The following is a 16,752-nucleotide window of genomic DNA, read 5'->3' as shown; positions in this document are numbered from 1 at the left end:
CCGGACTCTTCCGCGGGCCCACCGCTGGATTCGGCCGTTGAAGTGGCGTGAGGTGTGATGCGGGTGGACTCGCACGCCTGCGACCCTGTCCTCGACCATGCCACCATCGAAATTCGCGAGCGCAGTTCGCATCTGGTGGCGAAGGCCCCAGTTGCTCAGTGCTCGGATGACAGGTGCCGTAGCTCGGTTGATCGGGACGGGGATTCGGCGCGGTGGGGCGGTCGCGGCGATGCGCGCTGCAGCCGCGGAGATCTCGACCGGTCTCGGACTGGAGCCCCCAGCGAGGTCTCGCGCGGGATCCTGAGCGGGTTGTGGAGACATCATGCGTTTCCTTCCCGTCGTGGGGCAGAGACGACACCATGCACAGCGAGCTGGGTTGCGAGCGCCCCGAGCCCGAGGATGTAGACCCGCGGGGTCGGGTGGCTGGTTACAAAATGTCGGTCGATGGCGCTTCATCAGGCATTGGCGGGTGCGCGGCGGAGTTCTTTGCGGTCGTAGTAGCGCGTGACCAGGCCGCCCAGGAGGAGGCCGATGCCGAGCCCGAGCAGCGTCATCCAGACCGCTCGGCTGAGACCGGCCGAGCCGTCGGCATTGAAGTAGAGGATGGCGCGGATACCGAGGTAGACCTGGTGCATCGGTTCGAATTGGGCAAGCCAGGCAACGGATTTGGGGATTGCCTCGACGGGGATGGTGCCGCCCGAGGAGGGCATGCCCAGGACGATGAAAAGCACCAGGTTGACCAGCAGGCCGGCGGTACCGAGAGCGGAGACGATCGACAGGGCGGTGACGCCGACGGCGATGATCGCGAAGGTGCTGTACAGGAACAACATCAGCGGGCGGTCGATCGGCATGCCGAGCCAGTGGCCGATCGCCATGAACAGCACCGACGCGACGGGTGCGACACCGATGATGATGCTCCACTTCAGCAGCAGGGTGTGTAGGCGGGAGATGGGAGTGGCCGGGTAGTGCACGTACCAGGGCCCGAATTCGGTGGGCGCGAATCCCAGTGACGAGTCGACCATTGCGTTGATGACCATGGCCCCGGTGAATCCGGCCAGCAGCACCATCATGGTGTAGAAGAAGGCGGTCAGTCCGCCGCCGGTGCCTTCCGGCAGCGGCCGGAACGGTGTGACGACCACGTCAATCGGTTTGGCGAGCATCAGTTTGCTCAGCCCGGCGAGCTCGGGCGTGGGCGCGCCGCCCGCGCTCTGGAGCTGGGCATGGACGGTTTGAGTGAGTTGCCTGCCGACGTTCTCGTTGGCTTTGGTGAGCGCGGTGCTGGCGATCGACTGGACGACCTGTGCGGAAAACGTCCCGATGCGTGGATTGGTGTAGACCGTGATCATGGGCTGGTCGACGTCACCCGACACCACACTCGCGGTGGCGAAGATGCCGAGCCGTTTGGTGAAGTCGCTGGGGATGATGATGGCCCCGTAAACCTTCCCGGAGGTCAGTTGCCGCTGTGCCTCACTGATCCCGAGCTGCCGCAGATCGACCTTGTCGCTCGGGATCTGTTGCACGAGTGCGTCGCTGATCTGCTTGCCGACATTGGTCGGCTGCCCGCCGAGCATGTCCCCGCTGTCCTGGTCGACCAGGGCGATGGGGAAGTCGTGCATGTGTTTGGACGGGTCGACCACGTAGCCGAGATACATGGTGGCCAGCAACGCCATCAGCAGCGACACCACCACGGCCGGTGCCAGCCACACCCGTAGACGCGACGGCCTGACCTGCGGTTTCGAGCCCTCATCCGGATTGGTCATGACAGCACCGTATTCCTTTCCCGGGTCGCTCAGCGGTTACTGCGGTCGTGTCGGCTTGGCGGGGTTCGGTTCGGCTTTGCGATTTACGGCGATTGGCAGCGCGGCTAATGCGCGGAGTGCCGTCGATGCGCCGAGAGCACATCGAACCCGAAGTCTCCCAGGGGATCTCGCCATACCGAGTGCGCATGGTTGGCGTTGCGCTGGGTGTTGTCGTATTCGATGAGCAGCCTCGGGCCTTGTATCCGGTAGTAGTGCGGGTCGCCGCGCTCGAGGCTACCGGCCCACGCGAAGCGAACCTTGTCGAGGACCGCTTCGTCGGCGTAGTGGCCGGTTTCCCGGTCGGCGAGCGGTTGCGGCGCTCGTCCCGTGTACAAGCCGATCAACTCGCGTAGCCATCCACGCTGCTCATGGTCGAGGCCCTGGGCACAGAGCCCCTTGGGAATGGTGGAGTAGGCGAGGCGAGCGTGATCGGCTTCGCCGTAGCCGCTGGCCTGTTCGGCACGGTGGTCGATCTGGTCGACCAGGTCGGTCAAGGCGGGATCGGCGAACTGGCCGCGCCAGAGGTCCTGCATGTGCATCATGCCGTCACCGTCAGCGAGGTGCGGCCGGTTGCCCGACACGATGTCCGAAATGGCCGAGCGGTGTAGCAACGCCCGATCCAACTGGTCGGAGTCCAGAGATCGCACCAGTCGGCGCGCCACCTCCTCGAGGCCCGCGAGAGGCCGCAGCGAACTGCCCAGCAGGGTCGTCGTCGCGGGATCGGCGCCGATGAAGCATGGCGTGGTGGCGACGAGCTTGCCCTCCACGATGAGGTTGTTCAGCGACACATGATGGCCGCCGAGCCGCCAGGCCCAGACGGTCTCGCCGGGGTGGCCGAATACTCTGAGCCAGTACAGTTCTGGGTCGCGCCCGCGTTCGCGCCCCCACGTGACGTGCCACCCCTCCACCCTGTCGAGGATGTGTTCCAATCCCATGACGGTAGCGACGGTGGCGTAGCCGCCTTCCGACAGACCGGTCGCCACCAATTGCATGGCGAGACTCTGCTGGCTCGGGGTCTGCTCGCGCAATGCCAGACCGCCATGGTCGGTGGGCGTGTAGAACCAGCGCAGCCGTTCGCGATCGGATTCGGGAAGCAGGGGCGAGGCATACCGGGCAGCTGACCTCTGGCCGCCCGTCAGCGAGTTCAGCCACGACTCAGCCGCTTTCGCCATCGCCGCCGCGACGGCGGCCTCGTCAGTCGGTGACATCGAGCATCACCTTGATCGCATTGTCCGCACGCCGCGTGTAGGCATCGAAGGCCGCGGCGATATCGGCCAGCGGGAAACGGTGGGTAACAAGGGAATCGGCGTTCAGGCGTCCCGAGCCCGCCAACGACACCGCACGCGCGACCGAACCTGCGCCCTCCCCACGCACGGTCGCGAGGGTGATGCCGTTCATGACCGCGTGATTGAGATCGGCGGTTACCGGCTGATCGAAGAAGCCGACAAGCACCACGTTGCCGCCGCGGGTGGCCATGTGCAGGGCCGTATCGACCGCAGGCCCGGCCCCGGAGCACTCGAGCACGATGTCGGCCCCGCGACCGCCGGTGGCTGCGCGCACCGCCGCGACCGGATCGCATTCGCGAGAGTTCACCGTCAGGTCGGCACCGTATTGCTTGCCCAGCGCCAGTCGGCCTTCGCGAGTACCGATGAGCGAAACGTGGGCAGCCCCGAGTTCCCGAGCGACCTGCACCGCGAGCAATCCGATCGGGCCGGGACCGATCACGGCGATGTTGGTTCCGACGGTGAGGACACCCAGCCGTTGGAAAGCGTGCATGACGGTGCCCGCGGTCGTGAGTACCACCGCGCTGTCGAAGTCGACGGTCTCGGGCAGCAATGTCAGCGTGGAGACGTGGTTGGCCACGTACTCTGCGAATCCACCCTGGACCGTCATCCCTTGTACGCGATGGCCTTTCGCGTGGACTCCGTAGTTGAGGCAGTTGGTATAGCCGCCGGAGAGACAGTTCGCGCACCGCATGCATCCCCGGTGCGCCTCGGTCACGACACGGTCCCCCACCACGAACTCGTCGACGCTGGAGCCGACGGCGGCAACGACACCGCTGTACTCGTGGCCGGGGGTGAACGTACCCGGATCCGGACCGATGCCACCGAAGAACTTGCGGCTCAGAATCTTCACGTCCGTTCCACACAACGAGGCTCGATGAACACGTACGAGTACGTCATCGGGGCCGATCTCGGGCACCGGCTTTCTCACCGGCTCGATCACTCCGGACTCCCCCAGTACCGCCGCCACCATTGTTTCCGGAACATTCATCCGTGCACAGCCCTTTCGAAGGCAAGGAGACAATTCCTTCCGACTGTATTCGTGAAATCGTCTCCACCCAAACATGATTCGGGCACAGATTCACCACCCGCCAGCCACGTCAGAACGCCCTACCTGCACGTATAAGCGATTCCTATACACCTCGATGGAAATTGATATGACCGGTAAAGCTAGGCGAGTGTTAGCGTCGCACTCAATTACGATGCGATTTTTGCGCACGAACCGAAGTATCGGTTGAGGAGAATCAATGGATCTTGGTATTTCTGGTCGTACTGCCTTGGTTCTGGGTGGCGGCGGCGGGCTGGGCGGTGCTATCGCGGAAACCCTTGCGGCAGAAGGAGCGGCGGTCGCGGTGGCGGATATCGACAAGCGAGCCGCGGAGAAGAGGGCCGAGGCGATCGCCGATCGAGGCGGCCGCGCCGACGCTTTCGAATGGAACATCGCCGATCTGCATCTCATCGATGACAGAATCGCCGCCATCGAGCGCAGCCTCGGCCCGGTGGACATCCTGATCAACAACACCGGCGGTCCCGCACCTTCGTCGGTCACCCACCAGCCGTCCGGCATCTGGGCCGAGCAGTTCATGTCGATGGTGCTCTCGGTCATCGCCATCACCGACGCCGTGATTCCGGGAATGCGCGCCCGCGGCTGGGGTCGAGTGATCACCAGCACCAGCTCGGGTGTCATCGCGCCGATTCCCAATCTCGGTCTGTCGAACACACTGCGCAGCAGCCTGCTGGGCTGGTCCAAGACCTTGGCACGGGAGGTAGCCGCGGACGGCATAACCGCGAACGTGGTGGTCCCCGGCCGAATCGGCACCGCGCGAACCGAATACCTCGACCGGGCCAAGGCCGAGCGCGACGGAATCGACATCGACCAGGTACGCGCCACGAGCACGGCGGCGATCCCGGTGGGCCGCTACGGGGACCCGACGGAGTACGCCGCCGCGATCGCATTCCTGGCCGGCGTGCCCGCCGCGTACATCACCGGCACGGTGGTACGGGTCGACGGCGGCCTCATCCCCAGCGTGTGAACCGAAAACCCAGGTGCAAGAAGGAGTTACAGACCCGTGACGCTCATAACCCGCGAGACCGCAGGCGTGTTCGCCATCGCACCGACCCCCTTCGACGAGAACGGCGCGATCGACTTCGATTCGCTCAGCCGCCTGGTGGACTTCTACGAATCGGTCGGCGTCGCCGGACTGACCTTGTTGGGTCAGCTCGGGGAAGCGCCGAAACTCGCGCACGAGGAGTCGACGCGCATCGTTCGCCATGTGCTGGAACGAACCTCGCTGCCGATTGTGGTCGGAGTCTCGGCGAGTGGCTATGCGGCCATGGCCGCGCTGACCAACGACGTCATGGACGCCGGAGCCGCCGGAGTCATGATCGCGCCGCCGAATACGCTACGCACCGACGACCAGATCGTGCAGTACTACGCAGGTGCCGCCAATACGATCGGCGATTCGGTCCCGTTCGTCATCCAGGACTACCCGCTGTCCTTCTCGGTGGTGATGACCCCGTCGGTCATCGCGAGAATCGCTGTCGCGGCACCGAACTGCGTGATGCTCAAGCACGAGGACTGGCCGGGCCTGGAGAAGATCAGCACCCTGCGCAAGCTCGAAGGCGACGGCCTGCTGCCGCGGTTGTCGATCCTGTGTGGCAACGGTGGGCTCTTCCTGGATTTCGAGATCGAGCGCGGGGCCGACGGCGCCATGACCGGCTACTGCTTCCCGGAACTGCTCGTCGACATCGTCGAAGCCACGGCCGCGAATCGCGACTCCGCGCACGACCTGTTCGACGCGCATCTGCCGCTGTTACGCTACGAGCAACAGCCGGTGATCGGCTTGGCGGTGCGGAAGTACATCATGAAACGCCGTGGCCTGCTTGCCAGTGACGCGCAGCGCAGCCCCCGGCCCGTCCTGACCGACACCAGCCGCGCGGAGATCGATTACCTGCTCGCGCGGCTGTCCCACCACGACCCCCGGGTCAAACTCCTCAAGTGAACCCACCACCTCGGCCGTGAGGAATCTGCGACGGTGCAGCTGCGTCAGCTCGAATACCTGGTCACGATCTGGGATGCCGGATCCTTCAGTGCGGCCGCGGCGCAGCTGTATCTGTCACAGCCCTCGTTGTCGCAGCAGATGCGTGCTCTGGAGCGAGAACTCGGCGTCGAGCTCCTCGAGCGGGGGCGACACGGCTTGTCCCTCACCCCGGCCGGTCGCGCGTTGCTACCGCACGCACGCCGGGTGCTCGCCGCGGCGCAGGACGCCGTCGATGCCGTCCGGCAAGTCTCCGAAAACCGGCTCGGCGATGTTCATGTCCTCACGGTCAGGTCCGTGGCCTCGGGGGTGCTGCCGCCCAGCGCCGCCCGCTGGCACACCCTGTACCCGACGATCATGCTGAGGCTGCACGACTTCTCCCATCGCCGCGAGCTCGAAGCCGCCACTCGCGGCGGGCAAGGTGATCTGTCCATCGGTCCTCGACCGTCCGAGTGGGACGGTCCCGTGATGTCGCTCGGCTACGAGGAGATGGTGCTCGTGGGTCCCGGCGATTACCGCCAGCACGCCCCCGTAGACCCGGGCGAGTTGGGAACGGCCGACTGGGTGCTCTACGAGCCGGAACAAGGCATGAGCGAGATCGTCGATTGGCTTTCTGCCGTACTGGATTTCACCCCTCGCGCGGTCGCTCGCACCGGACAGGTCGCGGCGGCGCTGTCGTTCGCGGTCGAAGGCACCGGGGTCGCGGTGACACCGGCCAATGCCGTGCCCGGTGGATGGGCTCATCACACCAGGCGCATCGGCCCCGGTGTCTTCCGGGAGATCGTCGCCTACAGCCGTCGCGAACCGACGGGCCTGGTCACGCAGTACCGAGACCTGCTGGGGTCGATCGAGCTTCCCCTGACCGCCGACGACAAACTGCCCGTGGGTTCGCTGCGCTGCTGAGCGCCGACGAACTACGGCTCGGTCGGACGACGGAGAACCGTAAGCAATTGGCGCGCAAAGGAATCCATCAGGGAAGGCCACAGCGGAAAATAACGGATACAATGTATCCGTTAATAAGGGGGTCCGACGCCAGAGAGGCATGTGATGCCCGTTCTGATCGCAATAGCGGTCTACGCCATCCGGATCCTGCGTGCTCCCATGGACGTGCGTCTGAAGATGCGCCACGCCGGACCGCTAGGGGTCGTGACCGGCGCTGTGCTGCTCTATCTGGCGTGGGATTGGCTCAGACCCGACGGTGTCACCGCGGTCTACTTTGTCGGCGAGTTCACTGGCGTGCTGGCCGCATACCTCATGTCCTGCAGCCTGGTCCTGGCCACCCGCTCCGGGCGGTTGGAACGGTGGTTCGGTGGCCTGGACCAGATGTACTTCCGGCACAAGCAGTACGCACTTGTATCGATGCTCTTGCTGACCCCCCACCTGTTGCTCCACTTCTTCTTCGGCTTCGACGACCAGGAAAACCATGTCGATGCCGCGGCCGTCCAGCAGGCGGGGGTGGGCCATCTCCTCGGCGCGATTTCCGCCCTCGGCCTGCTCACGCTGGTCGTCCTCTCACTCGGCCAGGTCGGCCAGATTCTGCGACTGCCCTACCACCGCTGGCTGTTCCTGCACCGCTTCACCGGGCTCCTGCTCCTGTCCGCTCTGATCCACGGATGGGCGCTGGACCTCATCATCGGCGGATCGAAGATCCTGCTGGCCATCTACGTCACCATGGCCGCTATCGGCATGGCCGCCTACATCTACGACGAGCTCGTGCTGCGGCGCAGAGAACCCAGCGGTGACTACACGATCGACCGTGTCGAACGGCCCGCATCGGACATCCTCGACCTCACCCTCACCCCGAACGGCCCGACCACCGTTTCCCCGACCAGCGGCCAGTTCGTCTATCTCCGCGTCGGCGGCTGGCATGAGCACCCTTTCAGCGTCGCGGGCACCGAGGACGACGGCTCGGTCCGCCTGACCATCCGCTCACTCGGCCGCGGCACGCGGCGGCTTTACTCGGATGTGCGCACGGGCTTACCCGCGACCCTCAAAGGCCCCTACGGCATGTTCGACTACACGGTGGGCGGACCCCGCCAGATCTGGATCGGCGCGGGCATCGGCATTGCCCCCTTCCTCGGCTGGCTCACCCACCCCCACGGAACACTCCCCCGGATAGATCTCTTCTACTGCACACCTGATGCCGACTTGGCTCCGTTCCTCCCGGAACTCGTCGCAAACACCGCGCGTCTCACGGAAGTTCGGCTCCATCCGATCTACAGCCGCAGCGACGGTCGCCTCACCGCTGACAAGATTCGGGCCGATGCCGGACCACTCACCCCCGACATTCATGTATTTCTCTGCGGCCCAAGCTCGATGGTCGAAGATCTCACCCGCACTCTCCACCGCTGCGGCATCCCTGGAGACCACCTCCACTCCGAACAATTCAACTTTCGCTGACAAGCCAACTCAGCCTTCGAGTGCTCCCGGTTGCGTTGCGGGGAGGGCATTCTCGATGAGAATCGCAGCGATGGCGGCGGCGGTCGGGAGGGTTTCGATGTCGAGTGCTCGGGTGCGCGCCGAGGCGCCGTCGAGAAGTAGCGCCAGTTGTTCGCCGAGTTGTTCGGGATCGGTGGCGCCGGCTTGGCGGGCGGTTTCGGCGAAGCGGGCAGCGACGGAAGTCTTGTAGTCGTGTGTGCGGCGGCGTGCGGGGTGGTGGGGGTCGGTGATCTCGACCGCGGCCGCGATGAACGGGCACAGCGGTGTCACCTCCTGCGGCAGTAGCTGCTGCGGCTTGTCGAAAGCGGCGAGCAGACGTTCGCGCGGGGTGAGATCGGGGCGGTCGAACACGTCGGGCATGGTGTCGGGATCGAGCCGACGCAGGTACTCCGTGACGAGCTCGTCTTTGCCGGTGAAGTGCTGGTACGCGGTGCGTTTCGACACTTCGGCGACCGCGCAGAGCTGGTCCATACCGGTGTTGTTGATGCCTTGTTCGCGAAACAGCCGCCGTGACGCGTCGAGGATCCGTTCGCGTGCCCCCCTTCCGCGACGTTGGCCGCGGGGACCCTTCTCCAACTCGGTCACCGTTCGATACTACCGCACGGGTAACGGTCGGTGTACTTAGCTTGCGTACTGGTTGGCGAGTCGCTAGCTTAAGCACACCATCCAGTTTACATAGTTGGGTTTGTGCAGGTGGAAGCGATGCTTCCGGCCGCTGCGAGATGAAGGAGTGATCATGGGCAAGCTCGATGGCAAGGTCGCGGTAGTCACGGGAGGGTCGAGCGGTATGGCGTTGGCGAGCGCCGAACTGTTCGTCGAGGAGGGCGCCTACGTCTACATCACAGGCCGGCGGAAAGACACTCTGGACGACGCCGTCGAACGGATCGGGCGCAATGTGACCGGCGTGCAGGGTGACGCTTCCAACCTGGCCGACTTGGACCGCCTGTTCGAGACGGTCGCACGGGAGCACTGCGGCATCGACGTGCTCTTCGCGAGTGCCGGGACGGCAGCGGCGGCCAAGCTCGGCGAGATCACCGAATCGCACTTCGACACCACTTTCGGACTGAACACGCGCGGCACGTTGTTCACGGTGCAGAAGGCGCTGCCATTGTTCAACGATGGCGGGTCGATCTTCATGACCGGGTCGATCGCCTCGGTCAAGGGCTGGCCCGACTACAGCGTCTACGCGGCGAGCAAGGCCGCGCTGCACGCACTGGCCCGCGTGTGGCTGTACGAGTTGAAGGACAGGCGGATCCGGGTCAATGTGCTGAGTCCGGGCCAGATCGCCACCCCGATCCAGGAACAGTTGTTCGACGCGGAGACCAAAGCCCGGTTCGAAGCCTTGATTCCGCGGGGGAAGATGGGCCGACCCGAGGAGATCGCCTCGGTCGCACTGTTTCTCGCCTCGGACGACTCGTCGTTCGTCAACGGCATGGAGTTGGCCGTCGACGGCGGCACCTCCGCGATCTGAGCTCACCTCGCTCCCGAGTCGAACTCACGAGCGTGGCTCGGCCGGTGCGCGCAATGGCCGGCAGGAGCGGGCCGTGCGCCTACCTCGAGCTACCGTCAGAAGGCCGATTCCTCGAGGGCCATGATGTCGGTATCGAGGCCGGCGATGACATCGCGGTCGGCATTCAAGTGGGGCAGGATCTGCTGGGCGAAGAAGATCGCCGTGGCCACCTTGCCCTCGTAGAAGTGACGATCGGCCGCAGTCGGGTTCGAATCCAGTGCTACGAGAGCAGTTTCGGCCCCCACGATCAGTCGCCACGCGATGAGCAGATCGCCTACCGCCAGCAGGAAGCGAACCGAGCTCAGCCCGACCTTGTACAGCTCGGCGGGCTGTTCCTCGGCGGCCACTAGATAGTCGGACAACACCCACAGCATGTCTGTCACCCGGTCCAGTGCGGAGGACAACAGGGTCCTGGCGATCTTCAGCTGTTGCGAACCACCATCTTCCACTGTCCGGCCAACCTGACGGAGCACGTGCGTGAGTGCGACGCCGCGGTTGCGGGCGATCTTACGAAAGAAGAAGTCCTGCGCCTGAATGGCCGTGGTGCCCTCGTACAGCGAGTCGATCTTCGCGTCGCGAATGTACTGCTCGATCGGATAGTCCTGCAGGAAGCCGGAACCGCCCAGGGTCTGCAGCGACTCCGCGAGGTACTGGTAGGCGCGCTCGGAACCCACACCCTTCACGATCGGCAGCAGCAGGTCGTTGACGGCCGCGGCCAGCTCCGGGTTCGCTCCCGCAATATGTTGCGCCACAACATCATTCTGGTGTCCGGCCGTATAGAGGTAGATCGACCGCAGCCCTTCGGCGTAGGCCTTCTGCATCAGCAGGGAGCGGCGCACGTCAGGATGGTTGATGATCGTCACCTTCGGGGCCGTCTTGTCGGTCTGTCGGGTCAGATCGACGCCCTGCACGCGCTGCTTGGCATAGTCCAACGCGTTCAGGTAACCAGTAGACAGGGTGGCGATTGCCTTGGTACCCACCATCATCCGGGCATCCTCGATCACCTTGAACATCTGCGCGATGCCATCGTGCACCTCGCCCACGAGCCAGCCGACCGCTGGGACGCCGTGCCCACCAAGGGTCAGTTCACAAGTCGCCGAGGCCTTGAGACCCATCTTGTGCTCGACATTGGTCACGAACACGCCGTTGCGATCACCGAGTTCCCCGGTCTCCGGATCGAAGTGGAACTTCGGCACGAAGAACAGCGACAGGCCCTTGGTGCCGGGACCCGCGCCCTCCGGCCGGGCCAGCACCAAGTGCGCGATGTTCTCGAACAGGTCGTCCGAATCCGCACCGGTGATGAAGCGCTTGACCCCTTCGAGTCGCCACGAACTGTCCTCTTGCCGAACAGCTTTCGTTCGGCCCGCCCCGACGTCCGAGCCCGCGTCGGGCTCGGTGAGCACCATGGTGCCGCCCCAGTTGCGCTCGACCATCAGTTTCGCCCAGCGGCGCTGCTGCTCGGTGCCGACGGCGAAGACGACATCGGCCATCATCGGACCGCTCAGATACATGTAAGCCGCGGGTTGCGCGCCCAGCACGAATTCGGAGACGGCCCAGGAGACCATCGCGGGAGCCGACATGCCACCGATCTCCTCGGCCTTGCCCACCCGCCACCAGTCCGCGTCATACCAGGCGCGGACCGCACGCTTGAAGTCCTCCGGCAGGAGCACGGTGTGGGTCGCCGCATCGAAAACCGGTGGCGTGCGATCCGTTTCGGCGTATGGCTCCGCCACCGGCCCCTCCGCGAGGCGGGCCGCCTCGGCCAGCATGGTGTGCACGGTATCGGCGTCGAGGTCGCCGAAGGCGCCCGTGTCCAGGACAGTCCCGAGATCGAACACCTCGAACAGGTTGAATTCGAGGTCACGGACATTGCTCTTGTAATGACTCATGCGCCAGTGCCTTTCGGGGAAACGGATAGTTGCCGCATGGCGCGACAGGGGCCGCTGAAGGCGATCACCCACGGGTCACTTTGCGACACGATCAACCGGCTGACAATCATCAGTTAATGACTGATAAGTAAGCGGGTGGCGGGACGCTCGCCCTTCACGCACAGGTAGTCAACAATTCGATTCGATAAGTGAATCGCGGCTAAGTGGTGTAACTCACTGTGCTGTCAGGTAATTCTCGATCGGAGCGGCCGCGATGCGTTCTCCGACAGCGACCAGCACGTCGACGAGATCGTCGCGTCGGCGCAGCCGTGGATTGCGGACCGCCTCGATCACGACGGTGGTGGAGGCGCGGATCATCAGCCGCGCCACGGCGGCGGGGACTTCGGGCCGGACGGCTTGCACCATGCGGCCCCATTGAGAAATGCCGTCAATTCTGACCCGGCGATAACGCTGCACGGCGTCGATGGGCAGGTGACGAGACTCGCTGACCGTGATGGCGAGTAGATCTGGTTCGTCAATGCCGAAAGCAGCGAAGTTTCGCAGGAGCGAGCGCATTGATTCCTCCGCGCTGCGCGTCTCGGAAACCGCTCGCACGAGAGTCAGGTACAGCCACTCATCCTGCCGCCGCACGATCCGGTCGAGCAGTTCAGCTTTGCTCGAGAAATGGTGGTACAGAGCCGGTCCGGAAACGCCGACCGCCGCGCCGATCTCCTCTATGCCGACGGCGGCGAATCCATGGGCACCGAACAGCTTGGCCGCCTCCGCAAGTATCCGCTCGGACCGCAGCACCCGGTTCAGTTCCGGATTGGCACGGTCTCCTCGCTGCGAGCGCGCGGGAGCGTGTCCCGCCGGGTACTGTGGCATCTCGGTCTCGATCACCGCTGCGACAAGGGAATCCAGGATTCCGGCCGCGATCGGGGTCGGTAGCTCGGTCCGGTGGTAGGACGGGCTGACCACGACCGACAGCACGCACCAACTCAGCAATTCGGCATCCGCGAAAGTCAATTCGGGGCGGCGACCGCGAATCCAGCGCCGCAGATACCCAATGAGCCGGGCCGCACGGACAAGCACCGCGATGCGGTCGTTCTGTGCGAGATTGCGGAACTCCAACTGCCACAACCTCGGCAGCTCACGCAGTTCGAGAGCGACGCGGACCAACTCGATCGGCGCGGACTCCCCCGACGAATCGGCTCGGTGGGCGGCATCGAGCCGTGCCAGAATCTCGTCGAGGCCGACCAGCAGACATTGTCCGAGCAAGTGCTGTTTGCTACGAAAATGGCGATACAACGCCGGTGCCGAAATGTCGACAGCGGCGGCGATGTCGGACATGGAAGTCCCCTGGTAACCCTGGTGCGCAAACGCATTCACGGCTGCGTCGAGAATCATGGACCGCCGCGTCCAAGGGCGTGTCCTGGTCGCAGGGGTTCTCGGCCGCCTACGTACCAGCGCGGATGGTCGGTCAGGTCGCGGGCTCACCAGTCACAGCCGATCCGGAGAGCTGACGTGCAATCGTCGGCGCGCGGCAGGTTGAGAGACGGCAGCGGGCGTTGGCAGATTTCGTGGGCTTCCTCGGCGGAGAGGCCGAACATGCGGAGCAGGTCCTCGGTCACCAGGTCGGCGGCCTCGGCGTCGTCGCGTTCTGGATGGTCGTGCAGCAACTGTCCGAGACGTAGGGCCGTGCCGGCGACGATGGCCATCGACAGTTCCGGATCGCGGACGACGAAGCGCCCGGCTTCAGCCGCGGCCTCGATGTCGCGGCGGGCGCGGGGCGCGAGCCCTCGGTCCGAATTCGTAAGACGGATACTGTCGTTGAGCAGAACTTTGCTGAGGGTGGGGCGCAGGCGGTGCAGACGACCGGTGAGGCGGAAGCTCTGCGCGAAGACCTGCGCCGGATCCTCTACGTCCTCGCACCGTAGGTCAAGTAGTGCGCCGTGGCGGTCGAGCGCTTCCTCGACGGACGCCTGGAACAGTTCCTCGCGGCTCTGAAAATGGTTGTAGAACGATCCCAGGCCGACGTCGGCGGCCTGGGTGATCTCGAGGACCGGCACGTTGACCCTCCCCTCGGCCAGCAGTGATTGGGCCGCGCCGACCAGTGCGGCGCGCGTACGGGCCTTGCGGCGTTCCAAGCGGTTTGGTCCCGACCCGTTGCTCGCGGTCATCGATACACCTCCTGCTGTACTGCCGTCGCCGCGCTGACCGACGCGGACGTCAGCACGACGAATGAGTCACGAGTGCACCGACGCTGTCAGGGTTTCGCGCAGGAAAGCAGCGATTTCTGCGCGGGATTCGATGGCCTCTGGAATGTCGGGTAGGTCGATGAAGGTGTGCCACATGCCTTCCCAGACGCGAAAGTCGCTCTGCACTCCTGCCGATCGCAGAGCTCGATGCATGCGCACGCAGTCGCTCAGGAAGAGGTCGCGGGTTCCGGCGATGATGATGCTGGGCGGAAGACCGCAAAGATTCGTCGAGTGGACAGGCGAAATCAATGGATCGGTCACACTCGCCGACGCGGCGTAGGCGCGGGCAGCCTTGTCGAGCTGGCCCCGCCATCTGATGACGGGGTCGCGGCCCTCGTTGCAGTGGCGGCTGGATCCGACGCGTGCGAGGTCGGTCCATGGCGCCAGGAGCCCCAGCCCGGAAGGTTCCGGGAGACCGAGCTGACGGATGCGTTGCATCAGGGCGAGTGCCAGTCCGCCACCGGCCGAAGCACCGAGTAGGACGAACTTCCCTTGTCGTTTCGTCACGATCTCTGTGTAGGCGGCGATCGCGTCATCGAGCGCGGCGGGGAACGGGGCCTCCGGAGCGAGCCGGTATTGGACGGAGTGCAGGGGCATTTCGAGCTCATCGGCCATGAGAACCGCCAGCTCGTCCCGTGCGTCGCCCAGCATGTATCCGCCGCCGTGCAGATAGATCGCGTAGGCGTCGTCAGGGCGCACTCGGCGTGGGGTCATGGTGCAGATCTCCACTCCACCGACCGTGCTGGTGGCGGCTCGGACACCGAACCTGCTCTCCAGGTCGAGGATCGAGGAGCGGCTTCGGTTGTACACCGCGCGGACGAGACGGATGGTCCACGGCGTCAAGGGAAACGGAATTCTCGCGGCCCGGTGGGCAACGAGGAAAGCTTTCGCTTCGTCGCTGATAGCAAGTTGTCGAATTTCCCGGCGACGCCCCCTCACTGTGCACCTGCATGAATTGCGATAGTCTGACCGTTCAGCCCGGCAGCTTCTTCCGAGGCGAGGAATGCCACTGCAGCGGCGACCTTGTCGTAGTCATCGAGTCTGGGCGGGAACGCATTTCGTACCGGCACGGCTGCATCGAATGCGGGTGCGAGAGATGACGCTACGATGCTGACACGGATGTCCGGGCCCAGTTCGACCGCGAGTTCGCGCGTCAGGTGGATCAACAGCGCAGAGGTTGTGGCGTCGATGCCGGGGACCGGTTCGAGCGCACCCATGGACACGATGTTGATGATCACCCCGCCGCGCGAGCCCATCCAGGCGTCGTACACCTGTTGTACCCACGAGATCGCAGCACCGTAGTTCTCGTTGATCGCTTGACCGACCGCAGCAGGGTCCCGATGGAGGACTGGTCCTGCGGGGGTTGCGGTTTCGGCCGTGTGGACGAGGACATCGATCGACCCGAATGATTCCAGCGCCAGCCGCGTCGTCCTCATCTGATGCCAGACGTCCTCGTTTTCTCCAGCAACAGCGACCGCGTTGTCGACGCCGCCGAGGTCTGCGACTGCTTTGTCGAGAAGGTCCTGGTCCCGGCCGGACAGGCAGACACCCGCGCCCTCGGCGATCAAACGCTTTGCGATGGACAGACCGAGGTCGTGGTCGGCGAGCGTGACGATCGCTGTTCTTCCGGCGAACCGGCGGGTGGGTGTGGGGGGCGTGGTCATCGTTTCTCCCTACCTCGATTGGTCATTTGCTCGCTCGAGGCCATCGACTACTTCCACAGATCGCTGCAGGGCAGTGTGGGAAGTCCGGAATCGACGTTGTCGTCGATGGTGACGGTGAGGTCGGCGATTGCGGCCAGTTCAACTGCGACACAACCGATCTGCTCGGCACTACCTTGAAAGTCCAAGGAGAGCGTGCGGTATTCGATATGGATATGGAATTTTGGCTTGGCGGGCTGTGTGGTGATGTCTTCTCCCCCGTGCTGTGCCGTCATCTCCGTGTGTCATCAAGACGATCACTTCATCGGCAGTGCCCCGTCCAGTCCTCCGACCTCGGTGATCTTCCAGCCGGCGTTCTTGTCGATGGTCAACGAGTAGGTGACGGTGGTCTGTCCGCCCTGTGGGGTTTGCACGCTGGTCGACGTGACGTTCACGAAGACGCTGACCTTGTAGATCCCGGAGGATTGGGAGGTCACGACCGCGGCGATCGGTCGGGCCGTCGACGTCCATTGCAGCGGCATGAGAATCTGGTCGAGTTGTGGTGCGGTGGCGTTGAACTGCCCGGCCAGCTGGGTCGTCGTGTTGGCCTCGAGCTTGGTGTACCAGGCTTTGGTGTCGTGGTAGTCGATGGTGGAGGCGCCCAGTGCGTAGTCGGTCGCAACCTGCTTGCCGTGGTCCTCGTCAGCGGTTCGGGCCTGTATCGCGGCGAGTTCACCACGAGTGTGCAGCCACATCACCGAGAAGAGCCCGATGGACGCTGCGGAGGCGATGATCAAGACGATGGCGATCGCCGACGGGGGTCGAAAAGTGAACCGGGGTTGCGCTTTTCGATTCTCTTCGTCGTTTTCAGGGGAAATCAGGTCACTGCTGTCGACCTGTTCTGCCAGAGTTTCCAT

16 protein-coding genes are annotated in these 16,752 nt (G+C 64.6%); 5 read left to right on the top strand and 11 right to left on the bottom strand.

Annotated features, from left to right (window positions below; genetic code table 11):
• Positions 1-455 precede the first annotated feature (455 nt).
• From ACYVN4_RS35230 to ACYVN4_RS35220, 3 genes are all read right to left on the bottom strand, one after another.
• Entirely contained in the window at positions 456-1,760 is a 1,305-nt protein-coding gene (locus ACYVN4_RS35230) for a YhgE/Pip domain-containing protein (protein ID WP_460726654.1), read from the bottom strand.
• Between the two features lie 104 nt (positions 1,761-1,864).
• A complete protein-coding gene (locus ACYVN4_RS35225; protein ID WP_460726652.1) occupies positions 1,865-3,007 on the bottom strand; it encodes a DUF3500 domain-containing protein in 1,143 nt (380 codons plus the stop codon).
• Positions 2,994-4,055: a zinc-dependent alcohol dehydrogenase gene (locus ACYVN4_RS35220; protein WP_460726862.1), complete on the bottom strand. Its 1,062-nt coding sequence runs from the start codon at positions 4,053-4,055 to the stop codon at positions 2,994-2,996. Before ACYVN4_RS35220 ends, ACYVN4_RS35225 begins: the two co-directional genes overlap by 14 nt.
• Positions 4,056-4,329: 274 nt before the next feature.
• Between ACYVN4_RS35220 and ACYVN4_RS35215 the strand changes: the two genes are divergently transcribed.
• The 4 genes from ACYVN4_RS35215 (at position 4,330) to ACYVN4_RS35200 (ending at position 8,520) form a co-directional block, all read left to right on the top strand.
• Positions 4,330-5,115 carry an SDR family oxidoreductase gene (locus ACYVN4_RS35215; RefSeq protein WP_460726650.1) on the top strand — a complete coding sequence of 262 codons (786 nt, stop codon included), beginning with the start codon at positions 4,330-4,332 and terminating at the stop codon, positions 5,113-5,115.
• A 36-nt stretch (positions 5,116-5,151) separates the two neighbouring features.
• Positions 5,152-6,084 carry a dihydrodipicolinate synthase family protein gene (locus tag ACYVN4_RS35210; RefSeq protein WP_460726648.1) on the top strand — a complete coding sequence of 311 codons (933 nt, stop codon included), beginning with the start codon at positions 5,152-5,154 and terminating at the stop codon, positions 6,082-6,084.
• Between the two features lie 33 nt (positions 6,085-6,117).
• Positions 6,118-7,023, top strand: coding sequence for a LysR family transcriptional regulator (locus ACYVN4_RS35205; RefSeq protein WP_460726646.1), 906 nt, complete (start codon positions 6,118-6,120; stop codon positions 7,021-7,023).
• 144 nt (positions 7,024-7,167) lie between these two features.
• Complete coding sequence (locus tag ACYVN4_RS35200; RefSeq protein WP_460726644.1) at positions 7,168-8,520, top strand: ferredoxin reductase family protein; 1,353 nt, start codon at positions 7,168-7,170, stop codon at positions 8,518-8,520.
• A 9-nt stretch (positions 8,521-8,529) separates the two neighbouring features.
• Here ACYVN4_RS35200 and ACYVN4_RS35195 read toward each other — a convergent pair whose 3' ends face one another.
• Positions 8,530-9,144: a TetR/AcrR family transcriptional regulator gene (locus ACYVN4_RS35195; protein WP_460726642.1), complete on the bottom strand. Its 615-nt coding sequence runs from the start codon at positions 9,142-9,144 to the stop codon at positions 8,530-8,532.
• Between the two features lie 151 nt (positions 9,145-9,295).
• Between ACYVN4_RS35195 and ACYVN4_RS35190 the strand changes: the two genes are divergently transcribed.
• Positions 9,296-10,030, top strand: a complete 735-nt coding sequence (locus ACYVN4_RS35190; RefSeq protein ID WP_460726640.1) for an SDR family NAD(P)-dependent oxidoreductase — start codon at positions 9,296-9,298, stop codon at positions 10,028-10,030.
• A gap of 95 nt (positions 10,031-10,125) precedes the next feature.
• Here ACYVN4_RS35190 and ACYVN4_RS35185 read toward each other — a convergent pair whose 3' ends face one another.
• The 7 genes from ACYVN4_RS35185 to ACYVN4_RS35155 form a co-directional block, all read right to left on the bottom strand.
• The gene (locus tag ACYVN4_RS35185) at positions 10,126-11,958 is read right to left on the bottom strand and encodes an acyl-CoA dehydrogenase (protein WP_460726638.1); all 1,833 of its coding nucleotides are present in this window, start codon (positions 11,956-11,958) and stop codon (positions 10,126-10,128) included.
• Positions 11,959-12,171: 213 nt separating this feature from the next.
• A complete protein-coding gene (locus ACYVN4_RS35180) occupies positions 12,172-13,344 on the bottom strand; it encodes a TetR/AcrR family transcriptional regulator (RefSeq protein ID WP_460726636.1) in 1,173 nt (390 codons plus the stop codon).
• An 86-nt stretch (positions 13,345-13,430) separates the two neighbouring features.
• Positions 13,431-14,117, bottom strand: a complete 687-nt coding sequence (locus ACYVN4_RS35175; RefSeq protein WP_460726634.1) for a TetR/AcrR family transcriptional regulator — start codon at positions 14,115-14,117, stop codon at positions 13,431-13,433.
• A gap of 66 nt (positions 14,118-14,183) precedes the next feature.
• Positions 14,184-15,005 carry an alpha/beta hydrolase gene (locus ACYVN4_RS35170; protein WP_460726632.1) on the bottom strand — a complete coding sequence of 274 codons (822 nt, stop codon included), beginning with the start codon at positions 15,003-15,005 and terminating at the stop codon, positions 14,184-14,186.
• Between the two features lie 125 nt (positions 15,006-15,130).
• Positions 15,131-15,859 carry an SDR family oxidoreductase gene (locus ACYVN4_RS35165; protein ID WP_460726630.1) on the bottom strand — a complete coding sequence of 243 codons (729 nt, stop codon included), beginning with the start codon at positions 15,857-15,859 and terminating at the stop codon, positions 15,131-15,133.
• 47 nt (positions 15,860-15,906) lie between these two features.
• Positions 15,907-16,131, bottom strand: coding sequence for a hypothetical protein (locus ACYVN4_RS35160; RefSeq protein WP_460726628.1), 225 nt, complete (start codon positions 16,129-16,131; stop codon positions 15,907-15,909).
• Between the two features lie 21 nt (positions 16,132-16,152).
• Positions 16,153-16,752 (bottom strand): hypothetical protein, encoded by a 600-nt coding sequence (locus tag ACYVN4_RS35155; protein WP_460726626.1) that lies wholly within the window; start codon positions 16,750-16,752, stop codon positions 16,153-16,155.

It is taken from the genome of Nocardia heshunensis (assembly GCF_054782115.1).
This window is presented reverse-complemented; position numbering and strand designations above follow the sequence as displayed.

What these genes read in the sequence shown, in the direction of transcription:
- ACYVN4_RS35225 (WP_460726652.1), bottom strand. Translation starts at nt 3,007, where the DNA reads ATGTCACCGACTGACGAGGCCGCCGTCGCGGCGGCGATGGCGAAAGCG.
- ACYVN4_RS35215 (WP_460726650.1), top strand. Translation starts at nt 4,330, where the DNA reads ATGGATCTTGGTATTTCTGGTCGTACTGCCTTGGTTCTGGGTGGCGGC.
- ACYVN4_RS35180 (WP_460726636.1), bottom strand. Translation starts at nt 13,344, where the DNA reads ATGATTCTCGACGCAGCCGTGAATGCGTTTGCGCACCAGGGTTACCAG.
- ACYVN4_RS35200 (WP_460726644.1), top strand. Translation starts at nt 7,168, where the DNA reads ATGCCCGTTCTGATCGCAATAGCGGTCTACGCCATCCGGATCCTGCGT.
- ACYVN4_RS35185 (WP_460726638.1), bottom strand. Translation starts at nt 11,958, where the DNA reads ATGAGTCATTACAAGAGCAATGTCCGTGACCTCGAATTCAACCTGTTC.
- ACYVN4_RS35165 (WP_460726630.1), bottom strand. Translation starts at nt 15,859, where the DNA reads ATGACCACGCCCCCCACACCCACCCGCCGGTTCGCCGGAAGAACAGCG.
- ACYVN4_RS35190 (WP_460726640.1), top strand. Translation starts at nt 9,296, where the DNA reads ATGGGCAAGCTCGATGGCAAGGTCGCGGTAGTCACGGGAGGGTCGAGC.
- ACYVN4_RS35175 (WP_460726634.1), bottom strand. Translation starts at nt 14,117, where the DNA reads ATGACCGCGAGCAACGGGTCGGGACCAAACCGCTTGGAACGCCGCAAG.
- ACYVN4_RS35230 (WP_460726654.1), bottom strand. Translation starts at nt 1,760, where the DNA reads ATGACCAATCCGGATGAGGGCTCGAAACCGCAGGTCAGGCCGTCGCGT.
- ACYVN4_RS35155 (WP_460726626.1), bottom strand. Translation starts at nt 16,752, where the DNA reads ATGGAAACTCTGGCAGAACAGGTCGACAGCAGTGACCTGATTTCCCCT.
- ACYVN4_RS35160 (WP_460726628.1), bottom strand. Translation starts at nt 16,131, where the DNA reads ATGACGGCACAGCACGGGGGAGAAGACATCACCACACAGCCCGCCAAG.
- ACYVN4_RS35220 (WP_460726862.1), bottom strand. Translation starts at nt 4,055, where the DNA reads ATGGTGGCGGCGGTACTGGGGGAGTCCGGAGTGATCGAGCCGGTGAGA.